Annotated in this window: 19 protein-coding genes; 9 read left to right on the top strand and 10 right to left on the bottom strand. The window is 64.8% G+C overall.

Annotated elements, in window-relative coordinates; all coding sequences use genetic code 11:
• Nucleotides 1–2 precede the first annotated feature (2 nt).
• From ACOJTD_RS13600 to ACOJTD_RS13590, 3 genes are read left to right on the top strand one after another with little or no spacing between them, the layout of a single operon-like run.
• Nucleotides 3–2069: an NADH-quinone oxidoreductase subunit L gene (locus ACOJTD_RS13600; RefSeq protein ID WP_420133430.1), complete on the top strand. Its 2067-nt coding sequence runs from the start codon at nt 3–5 to the stop codon at nt 2067–2069.
• A complete protein-coding gene (locus tag ACOJTD_RS13595) occupies nt 2060–3502 on the top strand; it encodes a complex I subunit 4 family protein (protein ID WP_420133429.1) in 1443 nt (480 codons plus the stop codon). The genes ACOJTD_RS13600 and ACOJTD_RS13595 overlap by 10 nt, the downstream gene beginning before the upstream one ends.
• A 10-nt stretch (nt 3503–3512) precedes the next feature.
• Complete coding sequence (locus ACOJTD_RS13590; protein WP_420133428.1) at nt 3513–4874, top strand: NADH-quinone oxidoreductase subunit N; 1362 nt, start codon at nt 3513–3515, stop codon at nt 4872–4874.
• A gap of 148 nt (nt 4875–5022) precedes the next feature.
• Here the strand turns inward: ACOJTD_RS13590 and ACOJTD_RS13585 are convergent, their stop codons facing one another.
• From ACOJTD_RS13585 to ACOJTD_RS13550, 8 genes are all read right to left on the bottom strand, one after another.
• The gene (locus ACOJTD_RS13585) at nt 5023–5319 is read right to left on the bottom strand and encodes a hypothetical protein (RefSeq protein WP_420133427.1); all 297 of its coding nucleotides are present in this window, start codon (nt 5317–5319) and stop codon (nt 5023–5025) included.
• Nucleotides 5320–5382: 63 nt separating this feature from the next.
• Nucleotides 5383–6690: an O-acetylhomoserine aminocarboxypropyltransferase/cysteine synthase family protein gene (locus ACOJTD_RS13580; RefSeq protein WP_420133426.1), complete on the bottom strand. Its 1308-nt coding sequence runs from the start codon at nt 6688–6690 to the stop codon at nt 5383–5385.
• Between the two features lie 366 nt (nt 6691–7056).
• On the bottom strand, nt 7057–7746 hold the full coding sequence (locus tag ACOJTD_RS13575) for a helix-turn-helix domain-containing protein (protein WP_420133425.1): 690 nt from the start codon (nt 7744–7746) through the stop codon (nt 7057–7059).
• A 180-nt stretch (nt 7747–7926) separates the two neighbouring features.
• Nucleotides 7927–8334, bottom strand: a complete 408-nt coding sequence (locus ACOJTD_RS13570) for a response regulator transcription factor (RefSeq protein WP_420133424.1) — start codon at nt 8332–8334, stop codon at nt 7927–7929.
• Between the two features lie 85 nt (nt 8335–8419).
• Nucleotides 8420–9037: a response regulator FixJ gene (gene fixJ / locus ACOJTD_RS13565; RefSeq protein WP_420133423.1), complete on the bottom strand. Its 618-nt coding sequence runs from the start codon at nt 9035–9037 to the stop codon at nt 8420–8422.
• Nucleotides 9027–10556 (bottom strand): sensor protein FixL, encoded by a 1530-nt coding sequence (gene fixL / locus ACOJTD_RS13560; protein WP_420133422.1) that lies wholly within the window; start codon nt 10554–10556, stop codon nt 9027–9029. Before fixL ends, fixJ begins: the two co-directional genes overlap by 11 nt.
• A gap of 155 nt (nt 10557–10711) precedes the next feature.
• Nucleotides 10712–11443, bottom strand: a complete 732-nt coding sequence (locus ACOJTD_RS13555) for a CBS domain-containing protein (RefSeq protein WP_420133421.1) — start codon at nt 11441–11443, stop codon at nt 10712–10714.
• 79 nt (nt 11444–11522) lie between these two features.
• Complete coding sequence (locus ACOJTD_RS13550) at nt 11523–12356, bottom strand: universal stress protein (RefSeq protein WP_420133420.1); 834 nt, start codon at nt 12354–12356, stop codon at nt 11523–11525.
• A gap of 187 nt (nt 12357–12543) precedes the next feature.
• Between ACOJTD_RS13550 and ACOJTD_RS13545 the strand changes: the two genes are divergently transcribed.
• A complete protein-coding gene (locus tag ACOJTD_RS13545) occupies nt 12544–13374 on the top strand; it encodes a universal stress protein (protein WP_420133419.1) in 831 nt (276 codons plus the stop codon).
• 263 nt (nt 13375–13637) lie between these two features.
• Nucleotides 13638–15404 (top strand): PHA/PHB synthase family protein, encoded by a 1767-nt coding sequence (locus ACOJTD_RS13540; protein ID WP_420133456.1) that lies wholly within the window; start codon nt 13638–13640, stop codon nt 15402–15404.
• On the opposite strand, the gene ACOJTD_RS13535 is transcribed toward ACOJTD_RS13540, so the two are convergent.
• Nucleotides 15386–16948: an AAA family ATPase gene (locus ACOJTD_RS13535; protein WP_420133418.1), complete on the bottom strand. Its 1563-nt coding sequence runs from the start codon at nt 16946–16948 to the stop codon at nt 15386–15388. The two genes, ACOJTD_RS13540 and ACOJTD_RS13535, sit on opposite strands and share 19 nt — an antisense overlap.
• Nucleotides 16949–17193: 245 nt before the next feature.
• Here ACOJTD_RS13535 and ACOJTD_RS13530 point away from each other — a divergent pair, with 245 nt between their 5' ends.
• Nucleotides 17194–17625 (top strand): HPP family protein, encoded by a 432-nt coding sequence (locus ACOJTD_RS13530; RefSeq protein WP_420133417.1) that lies wholly within the window; start codon nt 17194–17196, stop codon nt 17623–17625.
• A 125-nt stretch (nt 17626–17750) separates the two neighbouring features.
• A complete protein-coding gene (locus ACOJTD_RS13525) occupies nt 17751–20474 on the top strand; it encodes a bifunctional acetate--CoA ligase family protein/GNAT family N-acetyltransferase (RefSeq protein WP_420133416.1) in 2724 nt (907 codons plus the stop codon).
• 52 nt (nt 20475–20526) lie between these two features.
• Here ACOJTD_RS13525 and ACOJTD_RS13520 read toward each other — a convergent pair whose 3' ends face one another.
• The gene (locus tag ACOJTD_RS13520; protein ID WP_420133455.1) at nt 20527–20937 is read right to left on the bottom strand and encodes a hypothetical protein; all 411 of its coding nucleotides are present in this window, start codon (nt 20935–20937) and stop codon (nt 20527–20529) included.
• Between the two features lie 174 nt (nt 20938–21111).
• Here ACOJTD_RS13520 and ACOJTD_RS13515 point away from each other — a divergent pair, with 174 nt between their 5' ends.
• Both ACOJTD_RS13515 and ACOJTD_RS13510 read left to right on the top strand, forming a co-directional pair.
• Nucleotides 21112–22248 (top strand): MlaE family lipid ABC transporter permease subunit, encoded by a 1137-nt coding sequence (locus ACOJTD_RS13515; protein WP_420133415.1) that lies wholly within the window; start codon nt 21112–21114, stop codon nt 22246–22248.
• Between the two features lie 2 nt (nt 22249–22250).
• A complete protein-coding gene (locus ACOJTD_RS13510; protein ID WP_420133414.1) occupies nt 22251–23030 on the top strand; it encodes an ABC transporter ATP-binding protein in 780 nt (259 codons plus the stop codon).
• Nucleotides 23031–23033 lie beyond the last annotated feature (3 nt).

Below are 23033 nucleotides of genomic sequence, written 5' to 3'. Positions count from 1 at the left end.
GCATGGCGCATCTGCTTCCCTTCGTTCCGGTCCCGGCGCTGCTGGGCTTTATCGTGTTGTCGCTGCTGCCGATCGTGCTGCCGCGCGCCGCGGTGATTGCGCTCGGCGTCGGCGCCGCGGTGCTGCCGGCGCTGCTGTTCGTGCCGGTGGCTCTTAGTTGCCTCGATGGCGCCTGCGTGGCCGGAGCGGTGGTGCCGATCCTGTCGATCGATACCGGAATCTTCGTCGCGCAGATCGCGATGTCGCTCGATCCGCTCAGCATGGTCACCGGCGGGACGGTCGCCGGCGTTGCGGCCTTGGTGCTGATCTATTCGGCCGCCTATATGGCGTCGGAGCCGCTGCCGGATCTGCGCCGCTTCTTTGCGGTAATGAACCTGTTTCTCGCCGGGATGTTGGCGGTGGTGTTCGCCGCCGATGTCATCCTGCTGTTCCTCGGCTGGGAAACCATCGGTCTGTGCAGCTTCATGCTGATCGCGTTCTACGACCGATTGCCGAAGGCGGTGTCGGCCGGGCGCAAGGCGTTGATCACCACGCGCATCGCCGATAGCCTGCTGCTTGCCGGCCTGATGATGCTGTTCCTCAGCGCCGGCACCACGCGGCTCGACGGCATGCTGGCGGCGGTGCCGAATATCGATCCGTGGCGGCTGGCACCGATCGCCGGGCTGATCGCGCTCGGCGCGCTCGGCAAGTCGGCGCAGATCCCGTTTCACACCTGGCTGCCGAGTGCGATGGCCGGCCCGACGCCGGTGTCGGCGTTGCTGCATTCGGCCACCATGGTCGCCGCAGGCGTAATCCTGCTGGCGCGGCTCGCCCCGCTGTTTGCCGCCGCGCCCGAAATTTCCGCGATGGTCGCCATGCTGGGCATCGCCACGGCGGCGCTCGGCGCGCTGGTCGCGGTGATCCAGACGGATGTGAAGAAGCTGCTCGCCTTCTCGACCATGAGCCAGATCGGCTTCATGGTGCTGGCGCTGGGTCTCGGCGCGCCCGCAGTGGCGCTGGCGCATTTCGCCATCCATGCAGCCTTCAAATCGCTGCTGTTCCTCAGCGCCGGCGTGATGAGTCACGCCTCCGGCGGCTCGACCGCGATCGAGGCGCTGCGTGGCGCGCGCTATCGTCAGCCCTGGGCGTTCTGGACCTTTGCGATCGGCGCCGCCTCGCTGGCAGGCCTGCCGGTGATCACCGCCGGCTGGTACTCGAAGGAAGCGGTGCTCGCGGCGGTGTGGAGCAGTGGGCCGTGGGGCGTGCCGCTGTGGCTGCTTGCTGCGACCGCTGCGATGCTGACCGCCGCTTATGCGTTCCGCGTCGTGTTCGTCGCCGGCAGTCAGTCCGCCGATCTCGCCGCGCCGCCATGGGGCGGAGCCGCGGTGATGATCCCGCTGGTCGTGCTCACCGTCGTCGCCGTCGTCGGCGGCCTGTCGGTCGGCACGCTGATCGGGTTCACGGGGGGGACGCTGGATCACATCCCGCTGCTGCCGACGCTTCTCGGTGCAGCGGCTCCGATCCTCGGTGTGCTACTCGCGCGGCAGCTCGTGCGTCATCCGCGCGAACTCGAGCAGGTCGCGCGTCGGCTGCGCCACGTCCGCGCTTTCCGGGTCGAGGTGCTGTACTATTACTATTTTGTCCGCCGCTTTCGCCGCGTCGCCAGCGTGCTCGGCAATGCCGAAGGCACCGAAGCCTTCGCGCGTGCCGCGGAACTGCGCCGCGAGGGCGTTGAGGTGCCTGGTCTGCCGTCTGACGATCTGCTGGCCCGCGGAAGCGCGACGGTCGCGCTCCCAGCTGATTTCATCACCCGCGCGACCGAAGGTCAGACGCCGGTGGTGCGGCTGGTGTCTGGCGATCCGGTCGGCCGGTTGGTCGTCGCCGCGGCGCGGCTGTTCGTCAGCGGCTTCGTCGCGCGGTTTCGGCCCGACGTCCTCGATCGTGGCTGGATGGGCTTTGCCGGCGGCTTCGGCCTTGCCTGGGCGCAGGCGCGTCGGCTGCAGACCGGCCGCGTCCGCGATCATTCATTCTGGATAGCGCTCGGCTGCGCCGCGCTATTGCTCTTTGCCTGGGGGACATCATGGCGCTGATCGCGCTCATCCTGCTGCCGGCCATCGGCGGCCTCGTCGCATTCCTCGTCGCCGGCAAGGGCGAACGCGAGCGCTGGGTCTCGATCGCGACCTTCGCGCTGATGCTCGTCCTCCTGATCGGCATCGTGGCCGGGGCGCCCGAAGGCCGCTGGTATGCCAAGGTCAGCTATCCGTGGGTGCCATCGTTCGGCATTGCGCTCGACTTTGCATTGGATGGTCTCTCCGCCGCGCTGATCGCGATCGCGGCTGGGCTCGGGATCATCTCGGTGATGGCGTCGTGGTCGGAGATCCGCACGCAGTCGGGCCTGTTCCACGCCAGCCTGTGCTGGACAGTGTCCGCCACCGTCGGCGTCTTCATCTCGTTCGATCTCTTGATCTTCGCGTTCTTCTGGGAAGCGATGCTGGTGCCGGCGTTCATGCTGATCGCGGTGTGGGGCCACGGCGACAAGGAAGGCGCGGCGCTGAAATTCCTGATCTTCAACGCGGTCGCCGGCTTCGGCCTGCTGGCGGCGTCGTTCGCGCTGGCGGCGATGGCCGATCACATGACGTTCAGCGCCTTCGAGCTGTCCGAGATGAAGCTCTCGACCTCCGCGCAGGTGTGGATGCTGCTCGGCTTCTCGCTCGCCTTCATGGTCAAGCTGTCGGTGCCGCCGTTCCACGCCTGGCTGCCGGAGGCGCACACGCTGGCGCCGACCGCCGGCTCGATCCTGCTCGCCGGCATTCTGCTGAAGACCGGCGCTTACGGGCTGTTCCGCTTCGCCCCGATGCTGTTTCCGGACGGTCTCGCCGCCGTGGCGCCCTATGGCATTGCGCTCGGTGCTGCCGGTGCGCTGTATGGTGGCCTCGTCGCCTGCGGCCAGAACGACGCCAAGCGGCTGGTTGCCTACACCTCTATCGCCCATATGGCGATCGTGCTGATGGGCATCTCGGCCGGCGTGCACTACGCGCTGGCCGGCGCCGCGGTCGAGATGATCGCGCATTCGTTCTCGGCCTCGGCATTATTCCTGCTGATCGGCGCGCTTTACGAGCGCACGCATACGCGCGATCTTCGCCAACTCGGCGGCCTGCAGCAGGTCGCGCCGAAATTCGCCGCGGCGTTTGCGCTGTTCTGCTCGGCGCTGCTGGCGCTGCCCGGCACGGCGAATTTCGTCGGCGAGGCGCTGGTGGTGGTCGGCATCTTCCAGGTGAACTGGGTGTTCGCGCTGCTGGCGCTGTCGACGCTGATCGTCTCGGTGATCTATGCGACGCGGCTCTTGAAGGGGTTGGTGTTCGGTCTGCCGAAGCCGGGCGGGCCGCTCGCCGATCTGAGCTGGCGGGAGTACGTCCCGGTGGTGGTGATGGGCCTCGCCACGCTGGTGATCGGTCTCTATCCGCAGAGCCTGCTGGCGCTGCTCGAGCCGGCCATCAAGGCCGCGCTGCCGCACACGCCGTGATCGAAGCATTATGACCGCAGCTCAGTTCGCCGCGCTTTCGCCGCTCATCGTGCTGGCCGTCGCCGCCATCGCGGCGATGATGCTGGTGCCGTTGGCGCGCATCGAAGCCGCGCAGGGGGCCGCAGCCGCGGGACTCGCTACGGCCGCGGCGCTGGTGCTGCTGCGCATCGGCGCTCCTGCGGCGCCCACGGGTGCGCTGTTCACTGACGATGGCATCGCGCGGTTCGGCATCGTCTATATCTGTCTCGCCTCGCTCGGCGCGTTGGTGTTCCTGCGCGCTGGCCATCCCGCCAAGGAGGCGCCGTCGCTATTGGTACTGGTGGCGATCGGCGCGGTGACGCTGGCGGGGGCAGGGCATGCCGCGACGCTGTTTCTCGGCATCGAAATCGTCAGCCTGTCGCTGATCGCTTTATTCGCCTACCGGCTGTCGCGGCAGGGGCTCGAGGCGGCCTACAAGTTTCTGGTGATGAGCGGGCTGGCCTCGTCGGCGCTGCTGCTCGGCGTCGCGCTGATCTATGCGGAGACCGGTGCGCTGGATTTCGCTGGATGGACCGGCCACGGCGCGCTGGCGGCGCTCGGCACCGCGCTGCTGCTCGCCGGCCTCGGCTTCAAGTTTTCGCTGGCGCCATTCCACATGTGGACACCCGATGCCTTCGAGGCGTCGCCTGCGAGCGCCGCGGCGTTGGCGGGCGTGGTGTCGAAGGCTGCGATGACCATCGTGATTCTGCGACTGGTGCTGACCGCGCATCTGCCGGAGCCGGTGTGGAGCAGCGGCCTTGCGGCGCTCGGCGCCGCGTCGGTGCTGGTCGGCAATCTGCTTGCGCTGCGCCAGCCGCAATTACCCCGCATGCTCGGCTATTCGACGATCGCGCATTCCGGCTATGTGGCGCTGATCCTGGCGTCAGGACAGCCGCTGGCCGGTGAGGCGGCGTTGTTCTATCTCGGTGCCTATGCGCCGGCGATGCTCGCCGCGCTGTGCGTTGCCGGCCTGCTCGGGCGCGCCCCGACTCTGCCGGATTTGCATGGGCTGGTGAAGCGGCGGCCGCTCGAAGCGATCGCGCTATCACTATCGATGCTGTCGCTCGCCGGCCTGCCCGTCGCGGGCGGCTTCATCGCCAAGCTGTATCTGCTGCGCGTGCTGGTCGACGGCGGGCTGTGGACGCTGCTGGCGATCGTCGTCGCCGGCTCGTCGCTCGGGTTCTTCTACTACGCGAAGTTCTTCACCGCGCCGTTGATCGGACAGAGCCATCAGGAACCGGAACCGCTGCCGCCACTCGACCGCGGTTTGCTGATCGGCTGCTGCGCGCTGATCGTTCTGTTCGGCGTTGCGCCGATGACGTTGATGGCAGTGTTGCCGGCTATCATTCGGTAGCAGTCGACCCCACCGCCGTCATGTCCGGCCTTGTGCCGGGCATCCGGGCCTTGCTGAGATAGAGTGCTCAAATGCGTAGAGGGCCGGCACAAGCCTGGCCTCGACGTCTTCAGTGCGTCAGGTCACCGTCAATTTCTATTGGCAGCATTCAGCTCACCGAACTCGCCCCGGCGTCCTTCATCGCGGCTTTGATGACGCTTGCATCGCCGCTCGCGGCGACCGAGACTTCGATGACGTCGTTCAGTTCGGGATCGCCCTGCTTGCTCTCGCCGGGGTGACCGCTCTGCGTATCGGCGCCGGCCGGCTTCGTTCCCGCGCTGTTGTCGCGACCTTTGGCCTTGACGGTGACCTGCTTGCGGTCGATCTCGTGTTCCTGGACCAGGCGCTCGACCGCCAGTTCGGCCGCGCGCCGCGTCGTGAATTCGCCCGTGATGGTCTGCTGCATGTCGCCTCCGGAATGCCGTTGGGATTGTTCGAACGACAACCGGAGGCGGGCAGCGATGTTCCCTTACGCGGCGCGGGCGAGTCGTCCCGCGGCGAGGCCGCGTTCGAGATCGACGATGATGTCGTCGATATGCTCGAGGCCGATCGACAGTCGCACGTAGCCATCGGACACGCCGGTGGCGAGCTGGTCTTCGGCTGACAGCTGCGAGTGCGTGGTCGTGGCCGGATGGATCGCCAGGCTGCGGGCGTCGCCGATATTGGCGACGTGGTACAACAGCTGCAGCGCGTCGATGAACTTCCGGCCCGCTTCCCGGCCGCCGGCGAGCTCGAAGCCGACCAGGCCGCCGAACTTGCCCTTCAAATATTTGTCGGCGCGTTCGTGGGCGACGCCGGTCTGCTTCGAGGGATGGATCACCTTGGTGACTTCGGGCCGCTTCTCGAGATAGTCGGCGACGGCCTGGGCGTTCTGCACGTGGCGTTCGATGCGCAGCGGCAGCGTTTCCAGCCCTTGCAGGATCTGGAACGCATTGAAGGGGGACAGTGCTGCGCCGAGGTCGCGCAGCAGCGTGGTGCGCGCCTTGATGATGTAGGCGATCGGCCCGAGCGGCTTCACCGCTTCGACCCAGACCGCGCCGTGATAGCTGGCGTCCGGCGTGTTGAGTGCCGGCTGCCGCTGCGGGAATTTCTCCCAGTCGAAATTGCCGCCGTCGACGATCAGGCCGCCGATCGAGGTGCCGTGGCCGCCGAGGTATTTGGTCGCCGAGTACACGACGACGGCGGCGCCGTGTTCGAGCGGCTTCACCAGCAGCGGCGCTGCGGTGTTATCGACGATCAGCGGGATGCCATGCTTGCGCCCGATCGCCGCGACTTCGGCGATCGGAAACACCGCGAGCTTCGGATTGGGCAGCGTCTCGGCATAGTAGGCACGGGTGCGATCATCGGTCGCGCGCTCGAACGCTTCCGGGTCGGACGGATCGACGAAGCGGACTTCGATGCCTTGGTCCTTCAGCGTGTTGGCGAACAGATTCCAGGTGCCGCCATAGAGATCGGTCGAACTGACGACGTTGTCGCCGGCGCGGGCGAGGTTCTGCAGCGACAGCGCGGACGCAGCCTGTCCCGATGCAACGGCGAGCGCCGCGACGCCGCCTTCCAGTGCGGCAACGCGCTTCTCCAGCACGTCGGTCGTCGGGTTGCCGATGCGCGTGTAGATGTTACCGAGTTCCTTCAGCGCGAACAGGTTTGCCGCGTGCTCGGTGTTGTTGAACTGATACGAGGTGGTCTGGAAGATCGGCACCGCGACCGAGCCGGTCGACGGATCGGCGCGCCAGCCGGCATGCAGCGCGAGGGTCTCGGGGTGAAGTTTCTCGGTCATGACAACATCCTGCGACGATGAAGGCGATGCGCTGCTGCGGTCCGCGCAGAGGTTCGCCGGGGCGTCCATCAGGTCGGGCAGGGGAAGCCAAGTCAATCAAGTCTGAGAAATAAAAATCTTCGAGACGGCAAAATGCGTGTGTGTAGCGCGACCGTTCTCCGAAACAGCGGCAATTCAAGAAAAAATTTTCTAGCGTCGTAGGGCGCGCAAGGGTTCGCAGCGCCGTGCACGTGGGCTTGTCTACGCGGCGCGTGGGCTTCGCTCAGCCCACGCCGCGAGCTCTGCGCACCGCTCACTCCTTGAAACGAAAAGTGCCGACCCGTGAGGGCCGGCACTTGTGATCCAATCCGATCGAGGAAGGCGGTTTTATGCGTCGAGGTTGCGCAGCTGCTGACGGTTGCGCAGTTCGATCTGCCGGGCGCCGGAGAAGCCGAGGATGCCCCGGCTCTGCAACTGCGACAGCGCGCGCGACACGGTTTCGAGGGTGAGCCCGAGATAATCGCCGATGTCGCGGCGGCACATCGGCAGCGCCATCATGCCGGCGACGGCGAGGCGGCGATCCATTTCGAGAAGAAAGTTGGCGACCCGCTCCATCGCGTTCTTGCGACCGAGGAGTAGCATGTGATCTTCGGCGTGGCGCAACTCGCCGGCCGTCATCGACCACAGGCTGCGTGCGACGTGAACGTCAGTGGCTGCGGCCTGCTCGAGGCTGCGGCGCTTCAGCAGACGGACGGTGGTATCGACGATGGCTTCCGCGGTGAGGCGATGGGTCGGTCCCGACTCCAGCCCGAACACGTCACCGGGAAGATAGAAGGCGCCGATCTGGCGGCGGCCGTCGGAAAGAAGCTTGTAGCTGCGGACCGCACCCGACACGACCTGGTAAACGTACTCGGACGGCTCGTCCTCGCCGTAGATTTCCTCTTCTTTCTTGTAGGTGAATTCGGAGGCGATCAGCCCGGCGTGACCGGTGGTTGCAAAGAACTGATCAGCCGGGGAGCGGGAAGGGTCCACCGGAGCCTTGGCGACGGTCGGGGCCCTGAGCGACTGGTTCAGCATTTTGCCATCTCCTGCGGGTATCGGGATCGGATGGCGTGGTTGTAGTGAAGAATTCCCGAGCCGAATATTTCGCCCCTTATCTTAGGGTGGGTTCCCTAAGGGGTTTTACGGAGGTGAAAGGCGCCGTCGTCCGCGTCTGCGGGAAGGGCGCTCTCAACGATTTCAACGGGTTGGGAAGATTCAGTGGCCCGTGGTGCAGGTTGTCGCGCCGTCGTTCACCAGAGCGCCGCGGATATGAAACACCAGGCTCTCTTCCAGATGCGGCTTGAGAACAACGTGGCGCACGCCGACGGCGGCCGCGCGGCTGGAAATGCTCTCGTCGGGATAGCCGGTGATCATCACCACCGGGCAAGCGACTTTGCGATCCCGCAACTTCTGGGCGAGGTCGATGCCATTCATGCCGGGCATCTTGTAGTCCACGACGATGCAGTCCGCCCGTCCGTCGTCCAGCGAGTCCAACAATGCGGGACCGCTGCGAAAAGTGCGAACCTCGAATCCGTCGGTCTCCAGCAGAAACCGCAGCGATCCGAGAACGCCCTGATCGTCGTCGACAACGTAAACAACAGTTTTCACGGGCGCGCAGGTCATCGATCGCTCCTACGCACCCAGCCCGGCATTCGATTTTTCCATGACGGGAAGATAAGCGCTGCTCGGGGGGGCGGGTTGATCTGCCTCAATCCTTGATCACGCCGCCGCGCATCGCCATCCTGACGAGTTCCGACAAGCTCGAGGCTTGCATCTTGGTCATCACGTTGGCGCGATAGACCTCGATGGTACGCGGGCTGATGTCGAATTCGCGCGCGATCACCTTGTTGGACATCCCGGCGATCAGTCCGTCCATGACCTGGCGTTCGCGCGGGCTCAACGACTGAATGCGCGCGACGATGTCCTGCGAGACGGCTTCGCTTCGGGCTTCGTCACCGGCCTGTTTCAAGGCGGTTTCGATCAGGCCGATGAGGCGATCGTCGTCGAACGGCTTCTCGATGAAGTCGATCGCGCCGAGCTTCATGGCTTCCACCGCCAGCGGCACGTCGCCATGTCCGGTCATGATCACCACCGGCAGCCGGCTGCGGCCTGCCTTCAACCGCTTCAGCAGATCGAGCCCGTCGATGCCCGGCATCCGGACGTCGGACAGCACGCAACCGAAGGCGATGTTGCCCATCGCCTCGAGAAAGGCTGCCGCGGATTCGAACAGACGGACTTCGTAATCGGCGGAGGTGAGCAGGAAATCGATCGACTCCCGCATCGCCTGATCGTCGTCGATCACATAGACAATGCCTTTACGCGCCATCGCTCACGTCCTCGCCCGGCGCCATCGGCAGCGTGAAACGAAAAGTCGCGCCGCCCGCGCTGTTGGTCTCCGCCCACATCCGCCCGCCATGGGCTTCGATGATCGAGCGACTGATCGACAGTCCCACGCCCATTCCGGTGTCCTTGGTGGTGAAAAAGGTCTGAAACAGCTTTGCTTTAACATCGTCCGGGATGCCGCTTCCCGTATCCGAAACCGTTACTTCGATCATGTCGTCGGCGACGCGCGCATTCGAGGCGGACAATTCCTTGCGCGACGAGTTCGCCATCGCCTCGAGCGCATTGCGAAACAGATTGACCAGCACCTGCTGGATCTGGACGCGATCGACCAGCACCAGATCGTTGGCAGGGTTCATCTGGAAACGCAGCACCACGCCCTGTTCGCGCGCACCGGTGAGGCCCAGCGCACCGGCTTCCTCGACCAGCTTGGCGAGGCTTTCGACTCGCTTTTCGGATTCGCCCCGCGCGACGAAGTCACGCAGCCGGCGGATGATCTGGCCCGCGCGCAGCGCCTGTTCGGCGGCCCGCTCCATCGCGTTCTCGATCTTGGCCGTGTTGGGATCGCGGCTCGCGGCGAGCAGACGACGAGACCCCTTCATGTAGTTGCTGATGGCCGACAGCGGCTGGTTGAGTTCGTGTGCGAGTGCCGACGCCATTTCTCCCATCGCGGTGAGACGCGAGACGTGGACCAGTTCGGCCTGCAGCTCGTGCAGACGGGCCTGAGTCTGCTGATACTCGGTGAGGTCGCGGATGAAGCCGGTGAAGTAGCGCTCGCCGCCGGACTCCATCTCGCCGATCGACAGGTGGATCGGGAAGGTCGTGCCGTCCTTGCGCTGGCCGGTGACGATGCGTCCGATGCCGATGATGTGACGCTCGCCGGTGGAGTTGTATCGGGTGATGTAGTTGTCGTGGCGGGTCGCGTCCGGACGGGGCATCAGGATGCTGATGTTCTGGCCGATCGCTTCCTTCTCGGTCAGACCGAACATCCGCTCGGCGGCGCTCGAGAAGAACCGCATGATGCCGCGGCCGTCGATCAGGATCATCGCGTCCGGCACGGTGTCGAGGATCGAGCGGAGCTGGCTCTGCTGCAGCCGAAGCTCCTGTTCGAGCACCTTCTGCTGGTCGACATCGAGCACAATGCCGCAAAGATAGCCGGCCCCGCCGTCCTCTTTGACCAGTCCGCCGCGCAGGCGCAGCCAGTGGCTGGTCTGACCGCGGTCCACGACGCGGTACATGATATCGAGGTTGTCGCCGTTATCGATCGCGCGCTGGATCGCCTGCGCGGCGCGCTCGCGATCTTCCGGATCGATCAGCGACAAGAACATGTCGAAGTCGACCGGCGCGTCGGCAGCAACGCCGAACAGGCGCCTGGCCGTGATCGACCAGACCAATTCCCGCGTGGCGAGATTGAGCTCCCAGCTCCCCACGCCATATTGATCGATGCCTTGCTGCAGCCGCCGGTCGCGCGCAAGGGCCTCCGATGATTGGGATTGATCGGTCACGCGCTACCTTCGCAACTCATAGAATTGGTCTTATCATATAGGTGTTCTGATCCGCAACGGACGCGGCAGTCAGCAAAAAACCGACACGGCAAACTGTCGGTTTGCCGCATCGGTCAATGGTGTCAAGCCCTTGCTCGCCAGGGGGCGCGCAGCGGTCAAATCGTCTTGTTGGCGGAGCGATCGTCTTCGGGCGAATTGAGATAAAAGCCCGACATGGTGTCGACCCAGCAGAGGTGGTCGTGCACCTCCTTGACGCCACAGACGTTCTCGGCGACGACGATCACCGCCTGGCGCGAGCTCTCTTCGGTGATCACGCCGTTGAGATGCACCACGCCGTTGCGCACCACCACGCTCAGCCCGAACGGGCGCCAGTCGTTGCGTTCGATTTCGGCAATGATCCGGTCCCGGATCTTGTCGTCCGCGGCCGATGGATCGGGCGTCTGGCGGCACAGTTCCGCGACCGCGCGGAGCAGGTTCTTGCGCGTGACGATGCCGACCAGACGGTCGCCCTGCATCACCGGGAGCCGTTTGACGTGATGCTTCTCCATCGTCCGGACAATGGTCTCCACCGAGGTATCTTCGGTGATCGTATGCGGATGATGCGTCATTACCTCGCCGACCTTGCGCCCGTGCTCGTGGACAAAGTCGTCGGCGCAGCTGCTCGGACCGAGCAGCAGCCGCAGCCACCGGCTGCGTTTCCGCTGCGTCCCGAGTTCGGCGCGGCGGATGAAGTCGCCTTCCGAGATGATGCCGATCAGCCGTCCGTCCGGATCGACCACCGGAAGGCCGCTGACGTGGTGCTGCAGCATCGCATTGGCGGCGTCGACGATCGAGGCCTCTGGGCCGATCGTCACCACCTGAGATGTCATGATCTGATCTGCGCGCATATCTGTATCCCCTCCGGCACATCGTGCCGCCTGTGATCGAGACCCCGCCCGCGGCCCAGCGGTTGCTGGCGGGTGCAACTCAGTGCGAAATCAGCGCGGGAAGCGTCAGCGACTTGAAGATGCCGCGGGTAACGCCGCCGAGAATGAATTCGCGCAGCCGTGAGTGACCATAGCCACCCATCACCAGCAGGTCGGCTCCGCTGTCCGATGCCATCGACAGAATGGTGTTGTGAATGTTGGTCGGTGGTGCGGTGAAGTGATGCGCGGTCGCGGCGAGATCGTGCCGCATCAGATGGGGCAGCAGGGCGTCCGCGGTGGCTTGACCGACATCATCCTCGTCCTCGTTCACCGCCAGGATGTCGATGGTCTTCGCGCGCCGCAGGAATGGCATCGCATCGTGGACGGCGCGCGCTGCCGGCCGTCCGCCGTCCCAGCAGATCAGAATGCGGTCGAGATTGAGAGGCCCCTTGTGGATGTAGGGTACCATCAGCATCGGCTTGCCGGAATTGAACAGGATGCTTTCGGGCAGCGGGTCCTGGTGGCCGGGCTTGGCGCGATCGGGCTGTGGCACGACGGCGAGATCGTACAGCCGCGAGATCTCCGAGAGCGATTCGTTGGCGAGCACCGGCGTGTCGCAGACGCTGCGTGCGCCGTGGGTGATGCCGGCGGCGCGGGCCGCGATCTCGAACTGGTCGAGCCGCGCCGCGGCTTCGTCGTTATCGGTATTGTACTGATTGACCGCGGCGTAGTAGGCGGTCGAAGCGCCGACCACGACCGCCGGATTGATCGGCTGATAGGTGCAGACGAAACCGTCGAGATGTGCGTCAAAAGCCTTGGCGATGGAAACGGCGCAATCGATGATCCCGTTGGCCGGCCGGTCCGCCGGAATATGCACGACGACATCGTTCAGCATGGCATTTGGTCTCCGGATCGCACGTGGTGCGATTTGTCGCGGAATATATCCGCCGGGAGCCCCTGCACTTTGATCTAGCTCATCGTGTGGGATGAGCCGCAGCCCAAACATGCCTGGGCTGCAGCAAAGAGGCGTCCGGTTCGACGATTAGTTCCGGCGCTCGCCAAAGCTCCAAAGGGAGGCTCCGATGACGTATTCGACGGTAATGGTCGCTCTGCAATGCGACCAGCCGAATGCGTATGCGCTCGGGATCGCCGCAGAGCTGGCGGAGCGTTTCGAAGCAAGGCTGATCGGGGTGGCGGCGTCCGACCTCAGTCCTCCATTGTATTATACCTCGGGAGACGGCGCCGAGCGGCTGCTCGAGCAGGGGATTGCTACCATCCGCCAGCGCCTTGATGGTCTGGAGCAGGAGTTCCGCGCCGCAATGCACGGTCACGCCCGCGAATTGCAGTGGCGTTCAGCCGTCGGCCGGCCGGCCAAGTACATCGTCCAGCAAGCTCGCGCCGCAGATGTCGTCATCGCCGGCGCAGCCGATCGAGGGGCGCTGACGGATCCTTTCACCGTTGCCGACCCGGCCGATCTCGTGATGCGCATCGGGCGACCGCTGCTGGTGGTGCCGGCCGGCGTGTGCCGGGTCGACCTGTCGAGCCTGATGGTGGCGTGGAAGGATAATCCGGAAGCCCGTCGGGCGATCGTCGACGCTCTGCCGCTGCTGCGCCAGGCAAGCCATGTCACGGTGGTCGAGATCGTCGAAGAGGATGGTGATCGTGCGGAGGCGCTCGCGGGCGTCCATGACGTTGTCGATTGGCTGTCCCGGCATCACATCCATGCGGTGGGCGATGTGCCCGCACGGGCCGGCGACGTCGCAGCGCAACTCGACGAGGTCGCCGATCATGTCGGCGCGGGGGCCATCATTGCGGGCGCCTACGGCCATTCACGGTTTCGGGAATGGATCCTGGGCGGCGTCACGCAGCATCTCTTACAGCAATCCGCCCGCTGCGCGTTTCTCGCGCGCTGATCCGTGTTGCGCCGGCCAGGGGGCGGCTACGTAGAATCCCGCATTGATCGCCATCAACGCCCGCTTGGCCAACCCTGCCAATCAGAGACGTCGGGCGAGTGTTACACGAGCTTAACCATCGGGCCAATCGCTGCGCTCTGCAGACTTGTGACGAGGCGATGACGGCTCCTTCATCCTATCTATCGAGGTGATAGCGCTGCCGCATGGCTGCGGTCGGCACTACCTTCCGCCATGATCCCAAGCGCATCGAGAATGAGGCGATGATGTTGCAGAAGCAGGCTCAAGCGCTCCCTGTCGAAGCCGATTCCTCGGACGCCGCGGCGCATGCGCGGGCCGTCGACAGCGATCGCGCATTGCATGCGACGCTTGCGCCTTTGACCGGAGGGCTCTCGCCGACCGCGCTGTCGCTAGCCTATGCGGACTGGCTTTCGCATTTGTTCTGGTCGCCGGCGCGCCGTCGTGAATTAGCGCACGATGCGCTTCGCCGCGCCTCGCGAGTTACCGAGGCCGCGCTGTTTCCCTCTGCCCCATGGTCGCTGATTGCGCCACAGCCGCAGGACCGGCGCTTCAGCGCGCCGGAGTGGCAGCAGCCGCCGTTCAACCTGATGGCGCAGAGTTTCCTGCTCGCCGAGGAGTGGTGGCACGCCGCGACGATCGGCAATCGCGGCGTGTCGCGGCAGAACGAAAAGATCGTCGAGTTCGCCACGCGACAGATGCTGGACGTGTTTGCGCCGTCGAATTTCCCCGGCACCAATCCCGAGGTGATCCAGCGGACGCTGGCGTCCGGCGGCGACAATGTGACGGCCGGCCTGCATAATTGGTGGGAGGATCTGCTGCACGCGGTGTCGCACGACCCGGAGCCCAACCCTGACTTCAAGGTCGGCCGCGACGTCGCCGTGACGGCGGGCAAAATCGTCTACAGCAACGAATTGATCGAACTGATCCAATACGCGCCTTCGACCGAGGCCGTCCGTCCCGAGCCGGTGCTGATCGTGCCCGCCTGGATCATGAAGTACTACATTCTCGACTTGTCGCCGCATAATTCGCTGGTCAAGTATCTGACCGAGCATGGCTTCACCGTGTTCATGGTGTCGTGGCGCAATCCGACCGAGCATGAGCGCGACGTGTCCCTGGAGGATTATCGCAGGCTGGGTGTGATGGCGGCGCTCGACGCGGTCGGCGCGATCGTGCCGGACCGGCGGATCCACGCCGCCGGCTATTGCCTCGGCGGTACACTGCTGTCGATCGCCGCGGCGGCGATGGCGCGGGATGGCGACGAGCGGCTGCAATCGATCACGTTGTTCGCCGCGCAGACGGACTTCACCGAGGCGGGTGAGCTCACGCTGTTCATCAACGAGAGCCAGGTCGCGTTCCTCGAAGACATGATGTGGAAGCGTGGCGTGCTCGACACCAGTCAGATGGCCGGAGCGTTTCAGATCCTGCGCTCCAACGACCTGATCTGGTCGCGGATGGTGCGCGACTATCTGATGGGCGAGCGGTCTCCGCCGAACGACCTGATGGCGTGGAATGCCGACGCGACGCGGATGCCGTATCGGATGCATTCCGAATATTTACGCAAACTGTTCCTCGATAACGATCTTGCCGAAGGTCACTACCTAGTCGACGGCAAGCCGATCGCGCTGTCGGACATTCACACCCCGATTTTCGTGGTCGGCACTGTGCGCGATCACGTTGCGCCATGGCGCTCGACCTACAAGATCCATCTGCTGGCGGATGCCCAGATCACTTTCTGCCTCACCGGCGGCGGCCATAACGCCGGCATCGTCTCACCGCCGTCCCCGAAAGCCCACGGCTATCAGGTCATGGTGAAGGAAGCCGATGGCCCTTACGTCGGGCCGGACGTCTGGCTGGCGGAAGCGCCGCATGCCGAAGGCTCGTGGTGGACCGAGTGGGTGAACTGGCTGGGGGCGAGATCGGGCGAACCGGTTCAACCGCCGCGAATGGGGCTGCCCGATGCAAACATTGCAGCGCTGCCGGATGCGCCAGGGAGCTACGTGTTGCAGACCTGAGCGTTGCTGGGCAGGGCTGCCAAAGCGTGGGCCAGGGTCTGTTCCGGTGAGCCGGAAGCGTTGATCGTCTTCCAGGCGATGGCGCCCTGTTCATAGGCCTGCTGCTGACGGACGATCTCGGGTGTCGCGTCCGACGCGTCGTCGATCCGGCGAGCGACACGCGCGATCCGGGTAGCTAGATCGGCCACCAGGTAGAGACCGGTGATATCGACGGCTTGATCTCGCGCGAGAGATTCGATGGCTGCGCGCTCTTCGGCGTTGGCGAAGACGGCATCGACGATCACTGAAAAGCCCTGGAAGACGATGCGCACTGCGCGCTCGCCGAGACGCCGATACACGTCTGCAGTCGCTTCGGGTGAGTACGCCGCGGCGGGCAGGCGTTCAGTCTCAGCAACGCCGAACAGCCGCTTCCGCGTGACGTCGGACCGCAACACGATCGCGCCGGGCAGCGGTCCGATATGGCCCGAAAGCGCCCGCGCCAGCACGGACTTGCCCGTGCCCGAGAGGCCGCCGATCGCGATCAATTGCGGGGGAGACGGCGCGATCAGGCTTTCGGCAAGGGCAAAATACGACAGGGCAAACTGCCGATTGCTACGCTCTGTCCCTGCGTTGGAAGCCGGCCGAGACAGCATCACCTTGGCGCGGACCGCGGCGCGTAGCGACATCAGCAGAGGCAACACGCCAAGCGCGTCGGCGTGGCGTTCATCACCGATCGCGAGATAGCGATTCAGCAATCCCGCCGCAGCGTCACGGCGGCCATGCTGGATCAGATCCATGATCGGAAAGGCGAGATCGTAGAGCACGTCGACGGAAGCGAAGACCGGATTGAATTCGATCGCGTCGAACAGCACGGGTTTGCCGTCGATCAGGACGATGTTGGCCAGATGCAGGTCACCGTGGCACCATCTCACGAAGCCCTGCGTGCCGCGCTGCTCGAGCAGGGGGCAAACGCGCTGGAAAGCGGTCCGGCTTGCGTGATCGAGCGCCGCGATCCGGTCGGGCGGCAAGCCGCCTGCGCTGAAGGAGGCGGTGTTGTCCTCCAGGATCGGTAACAGCGATCCGATCCAGGTCGCCGTATCGGCCTTGGGCGCGGACCGATGCGAAGCTTCTATCGCATCCGCGATGGCGTCGGCGAGCCCCGGCGCGAGTGGCTGCTCTCGGGCAAGGTTGTCGATGGTGCGGCTTTCGTCGAAACGCTGCATCTCGACGGCCCATTCGATCGGTTCGCCATCGCCCCCGATTTCGAACGTGCCCGCAGCGGACCGCGTGATCGGCACGACGCGGCGATAGATCTGAGGCGCAAAGCGGCGATTGATTTCGAGTTCCTGCTCGCAGGCCGCCTTGCGGCGAGCCAACGTCGAGTAGTCGAGGAACGGGAACCGCACGGCGCGCTTGATCTTCAGAGCGCGGTCATCGGACAGAAACACGGCGGCGCCATGCGTGTCGATTCGCGTGACCGGCGCGCCCGGCGTGGTTGCCTGCCCGACAAACCGGAAAACCTGCTCCTGTAGCGAGCGTTCTGATGCGGGGATCGGATCGGTCATACGAACTCCGGGAACCCACGTGTTGTCCGGAAATGGTTCAGCGAGCACAGGTCGTTGGGCCGGGTTTGTTGCAAGGATAACAAGAGGTCCGGGAAAACGGAGGGTGATTGACCTTAATCAATTCAATTCCGCAAAGCTGCGGTCAATTTGCCCGAAAGGGCGATTAGCAGGTGTCTCGATACACGTAAGCTGTGTCACGTCTCCTGTGCCCTCGGACTGATGTTGCGGGCGATTGGAATCAGCTCTTGTACAAGTTTCTCGAGGCAACCGTTGCTGACCACATGACGCGCTCGGTGAAGTCCGTGTCGCGGGAAATGACCATGCGCGAGCTGGAAGACCAGTTCGAACGCGACGACTACAATGCCTATCCGGTGGTCGAAAACGCCCGCGCTATCGGCTTGGTCACGAAGTATGATTTTCTCAGCTGCTTTGCGTTCCATCCGACACAGATGTTGCCGCACTATGACGACCTGATGAATCGTACGGTCGGCGACATCATGACGCCCGACTTCATCTATGTTCATGCCGACACCAAGCTGACCCGGGTGCTGCAATTGATGGTCGAGCACCAGACCCGCAGCATTCCGGTGTTGGAAGACGACCGTAAGCTGGAGGGCATCATCTCCCGCGAGGACGTGATCAAGGCGCTGGCCAGGGTCACCCAGGCGGCGCCATAGTCGCGCGGCGCTCGGCCGCGGCGGCCGGATTGGAATCGGGCGCTTATTTGTACTACACAGTCGGCAGGCGCCGGGAATCGATGCACCCGCGGACATAGGCCTCCGGCGCCCGGTGCCGAGGTGAGATGTCGACTTATCGATTAAACAATCTCCTGGCGCCCGCTGCGGTGGCGGTGATCGGAGCCAGTCCGCGGCCAGCCTCGCTCGGCCGCGCCGTCCTCGAAAATCTACGCAGCGCCGGATTCAAAGGCGAGATCGGCGTGGTGAATCCGCGCTATCCCGAAATAGGCGGCTTCAAGACCGTGCGCTCGTTGGCGGACCTGCCCTTTGTCCCCGATCTGGTGGTGATCACCGCGCCGTCGCGGTCGGTGGCGAAGATCGTCGCCGATGCCGGCGAACGCGGCGTCGCCGGTGCGATCATCATCAGCGCCGAGATGGGACGCGGCAAGGGCTCATATGCGGAGGCCGCCAATGTCGCGGCCCGCCGATCGGGCATCAGGCTGCTCGGCCCGAACTGTCTCGGACTGATGGTGCCGGCTTCCAATCTCAACGCCAGCTTCGCCGCGCACATGCCGCGACGTGGGCATCTTGCGCTGATTTCGCAATCGGGCGCGATCGCGGCCGGCATGGTGGATTGGGCTGCCGTCAAAGATATCGGCTTTTCGGGCATCGTATCGATCGGCGATCAGCTCGATGTCGATATCGCCGATATGCTCGACTACTACGCGGCGGATCTCGAGACCCGCGCCATCCTGCTCTACATCGAGGCGATCACCGACGCCCGCAAGTTCATGTCGGCGGCCCGCGCCGCGGCGCGGGTCAAGCCGGTGGTGGTGGTGAAGTCCGGCCGGCTTGCGCACGGGGCTCAGGCGGCCGCGACCCATACGGGTGCGTTCGCCGGCGCCGATGCGGTTTACGACGCGGCCTTCCGCCGCGCCGGGATGCTGCGGGTGTTCGACCTTCGGGAACTGTTCGATTGCGCCGAGACGCTCGGCCGGGTCAGTGCTCCGCGCGGCAAACGCGTCGCGATCCTGACCAATGGTGGTGGCATCGGTGTGCTGGCGGTGGATCGGCTCGCCGAACTCGGCGGCATTCCGGCAACGCTGTCGAAGGAAGTTTGCGACAAGCTCAACGCCACGATGCCGCCGAGTTGGTCGGGGTCCAACCCCGTCGATATAACCGGCGATGCCGATGCAGAGCGCTACGCGACTGCGCTCTCGACTCTGCTGGCCGACGCCGACAACGACGCGGTTCTGGTGATGAACGTGCAGACCGCGATGGCGTCGCCGAGCGAGATCGCCAAATCGGTGATCCGGCTGGTCGGCGAGGAGCGGGTGCGCCGCACCTTCTTCAAGCCTGTGTTCGCGGTCTGGGTCGGAGCCGAAGAGTTCGTGACCCATGCATTCGACGCGGCCGGCATTCCGAACTACCCGACCGAGGACGACGCCGTCCGCAGTATCATGAACCTGGTACGCTACCGGGAGGCGGCGCAGCTTCTCACCGAAGTGCCGCCGAGCCTGCCCAAGGAGTTCGATCCCGATACCGAGTCTGCCCGGCTGGTGATCGAAAAGGCGCTGGCGGAAGGCCGGTCATGGCTCGATCCGATCGAGGTCGGCGCGTTGCTGGCGGCCTATCAGATCCCGATGGTGCCGACGCTGGCGGCGCCGAATGCCGATGCGGCGGTCGCCTGGGCCGAGCCGTTTCTGGCGCAGGGCGTGACGGTCGTGGTCAAGGTGATGTCGCGCGACATCACGCACAAATCCGATGTCGGCGGTGTGGTGCTGAATCTCACCAGCGCAGAGGCAGTACGCTCCGCGGTGGTCGAGATCGTCGACCGCGCGGCGAAACTGCGTCCCAAGGCGCGGATCGACGGCGTCATAGTGCAGCCGATGATCATCCGCCGCAAGGCGCGCGAGCTCACCGTCGGCATCGCCGACGACCCCACCTTCGGGCCGGTGATCGCCTTCGGTCATGGCGGCACCGCCGTCGAGGTCATCGACGACCGTTCGTTGGCATTGCCCCCGCTCGACCTGCCGCTCGCCAACTCACTGATCGCCCGGACGCGCGTGTCCAAGCTGTTGCAGGCCTATCGCGATGTGCCGGCCGTGAAGGACGGCGTCGTCGCCCTGACGCTGGTGAAGCTGTCGCAGATGGCGGCGGATTTCCCCGAGATCCACGAGCTCGACATCAATCCGCTGCTCGCCGACGAGAGCGGCGTAGTGGTGATCGACGCGCGCGTGATGGTGCGCAAGGCGCAGCGCAAATTTGCCGGCCTGGGCAACACCACCTTCGCGGTGAAGCCCTATCCGTCGCAATGGGAGCGGCATTTCGAGGTGAAGGACGGTTGGCGCGTGCTGGCGCGGCCGCTGCGGCCGGACGACGAGCCGGCAATTCACGCATTCCTCCAGCACGTCACGCCGGAAGATCTGCGGCTGCGTTTCTTCGCAGCGATGAAGGAGTTCAGCCACGCCTTCATCGCGCGTCTGACCCAGATCGACTATGCTCGCGCGATGGCTTTCATCGCGATTGATGAAGCCACCGGCGAAACGATCGGCGTGGTGCGCATCCACTCGGACTCGATCTACGAGAGCGGCGAATACGCCATCCTGCTGCGCTCAGACCTGAAGGGCAAAGGGCTCGGCTGGGCGCTGATGAAGCTGATCATCGAATACGCGCGGGCCGAGGGGCTGAAATATGTCTGCGGCCAGGTCTTGCGCGAGAACTCGGCGATGCTGCGGATGTGCCGGCATCTCGGCTTCGAAGCCAAGGCGGATCCTTCGGAGCCGGATATCCTTAACGTCACGCTGGCGCTAACCGAGGAATCCGCGAGGGCCGCCGCTCAGGCTTGAGTGGTTCAGCCGCGTGATCCTGCGGACCTCACGATCTCACGCCGGTGGGTAGCTACAGCCTACTGACCGACACCACGCGGAAGGTATGCATGTCACCTTCTTCGCGGATCGACACGTATTCCCCCTGGACGAAACGTTCGTCGCCGAAGTGGTAGCCCGCTTCGTCCGGAATCGCCGCCTCGGTCTCGTACTGAAACGCCCACGAGCCGCCGGGGCGATGCACCAAATGACCCAAGCTGTCGGCCTGTTGCGGCCGCTGCCGCGCGACGCGGCAGGCTTCGCGATGGCTGCGCCAGGTCTCCGCATCGATCCGGTCGTTCTCATCCAGCGGCGCGACGATCACATAGGCGATTTGCGACTCGCCTTCGGGATGGCCGGGCTCGCGCGCAAGTTCGAGTCGAATTTGACGAAAGCGAGCGGGCAACGATGTGTTGAGAATGGCGGACGGAGAGCCCTTGGTCATCGGATCGATCCTGTCGTCCTTGATTGCGCAAAGCTTACGCAGCACTCCGTCGCGATAATTGATTTGCATCAATCGTATGTCGCGACGAAGCTGTCGGCTCCATGGCCGCATGGCGGCCGGCGATTCGAGAATGGAGCACCGGATGGCGGCGTTGAATGTCGGAGCAAAGCTGCCGTGAGTTCTGCGCCTGTATTGACCGCGGTGGCCGATGGGGACGTGCTCGAATTGCATCCGGGTGGCGCATGGACCGCGACGCATTCGGCTGCGCTCGAAGGCTTGTTCGCCGGCGTAGCTCCGCAGGTCGCCGCCGCGAAGTCCCTCAAGATCGATATGAGCGACGTGGCCGAGATCGATACGATCGGGGCGTGGTTGCTGGAGAAGGTTTCGCGCGAGGCGGTGCAGGCCGGGCGCACCGCTTTGTTCGTCGGGGTCGGCGATCGTTATGCCGGACTGATCGAGGAAGTCCGTCAGGTCAATCGCCGCGGACCGGTGCCGCGGCCGAAGGTCAATCCGATCATCGCCCGGCTCGACCAACTCGGCCGCTCGGCCTATAGCGCGACGCAGGATGTCTCGGTTTTTCTCGACATGCTGGGCGCGCTCGCGATGGCGTTGCTCGGCGTGCTGCGGCGGCCTCGATCGCTGCGCCTGACCTCGTTGACCTACCAGGTCTATCGCGTCGGCTGGCAGGCGATCCCGATCGTCGTCCTGATCACCTTTCTGATCGGCGCCATCATCGCCCAGCAGGGCATCTTTCACTTCCGCAAGTTCGGGGCCGAATCCTACGTCGTCGATATGGTCGGCATTCTGGTGCTGCGGGAGATCGGCGTGCTGATCGTCGCCATCATGGTGGCCGGCCGCTCCGGCAGCGCCTATACGGCCGAGCTCGGCTCGATGAAGATGCGCGAGGAGATCGACGCGCTCTCCACGATGGGGCTAGACCCGGTCGAGGTGCTGATCCTGCCGCGGATCATCGCGCTGGTGATCGCGCTGCCGATCCTGACCTTCATCGGATCGATGGCGGCGCTATATGGCGGCCTGCTGACGGCGTGGTTCTACGGCGGCATGATGCCGGCGGTGTACATCGCGCGGCTGCACGAGGCGGTGTCGCTCAACAGCTTCGAGGTCGGGATGTGGAAGGCGCCGTTCATGGCGCTGGTGATCGGCATCGTTGCCTGCAGCGAAGGGCTGCGGGTGCAGGGCAGCGCCGAGTCGCTCGGCCTGCAGACCACCACCTCGGTGGTGAAATCGATCTTCCTGGTGATCGTGCTCGACGGACTGTTCGCCGTGTTCTTCGCCTCGATCGGAATGTGACGATGGATGCGCTCGCCGAGCTTTATGCCATTCGCGTCTCCGACCTCGTGGTCGGCTTCGGCCGGCAGGTCGTGCTCGATCATCTGTCGCTCGACGTGCGCCGCGGCGAGATCCTGGGCCTGGTCGGCGCTTCAGGCGGCGGCAAGTCGGTGTTGATGCGCACCATCATCGGATTGATTCCGAAACAGAGCGGACACATCGAGGTGATGGGCCGCGTCACCGAGCGCAGGCTCGGGCGCGCCGGCGCGTCAGTTGCGGCGACGTGGGGCATCCTGTTTCAGCAGGGCGCATTGTTCTCATCGCTGACGGCGCGGCAGAACGTGCAGTTTCCGCTGCGCGAGATGCTCGCCATGTCGGAGAAGCTGCAGGACGAGATCGCAACGGCCAAGCTGGAGATGGTCGGCATCGGCCCGGACGATTGGGACAAGTACCCGGCGCAACTGTCCGGCGGCATGACCAAGCGTGTGGCGCTGGCCCGCGCGCTGGCGCTCGATCCCGGCATCGTGTTTCTCGACGAGCCGACGTCGGGGCTCGATCCGATCGCCGCCGGCGATTTCGATCAGTTGATCAAGACGCTGCAGACCACCCTCGGACTCACCGTGTTCATGGTGACGCACGATCTCGCCAGCCTCAACGTTGTCTGCGATCGCGTCGCGGCGCTGGCGGACGGCAAGATCGTGGCGATCGGCCCGATGCACGATCTCCTGCAATCCGAGCATCCCTGGGTGCACGCCTATTTCCACGGCAAGCGCTCCGCGATGCTGCAGCCTAAACAGGACTAGGAC

This window comes from Rhodopseudomonas sp., assembly GCF_048594845.1.
In the GTDB taxonomy this organism is placed as follows: domain Bacteria; phylum Pseudomonadota; class Alphaproteobacteria; order Rhizobiales; family Xanthobacteraceae; genus Rhodopseudomonas.
Note: the sequence above shows the minus strand (reverse complement) of the source record. Positions and strands in the feature narration are given on the sequence as shown.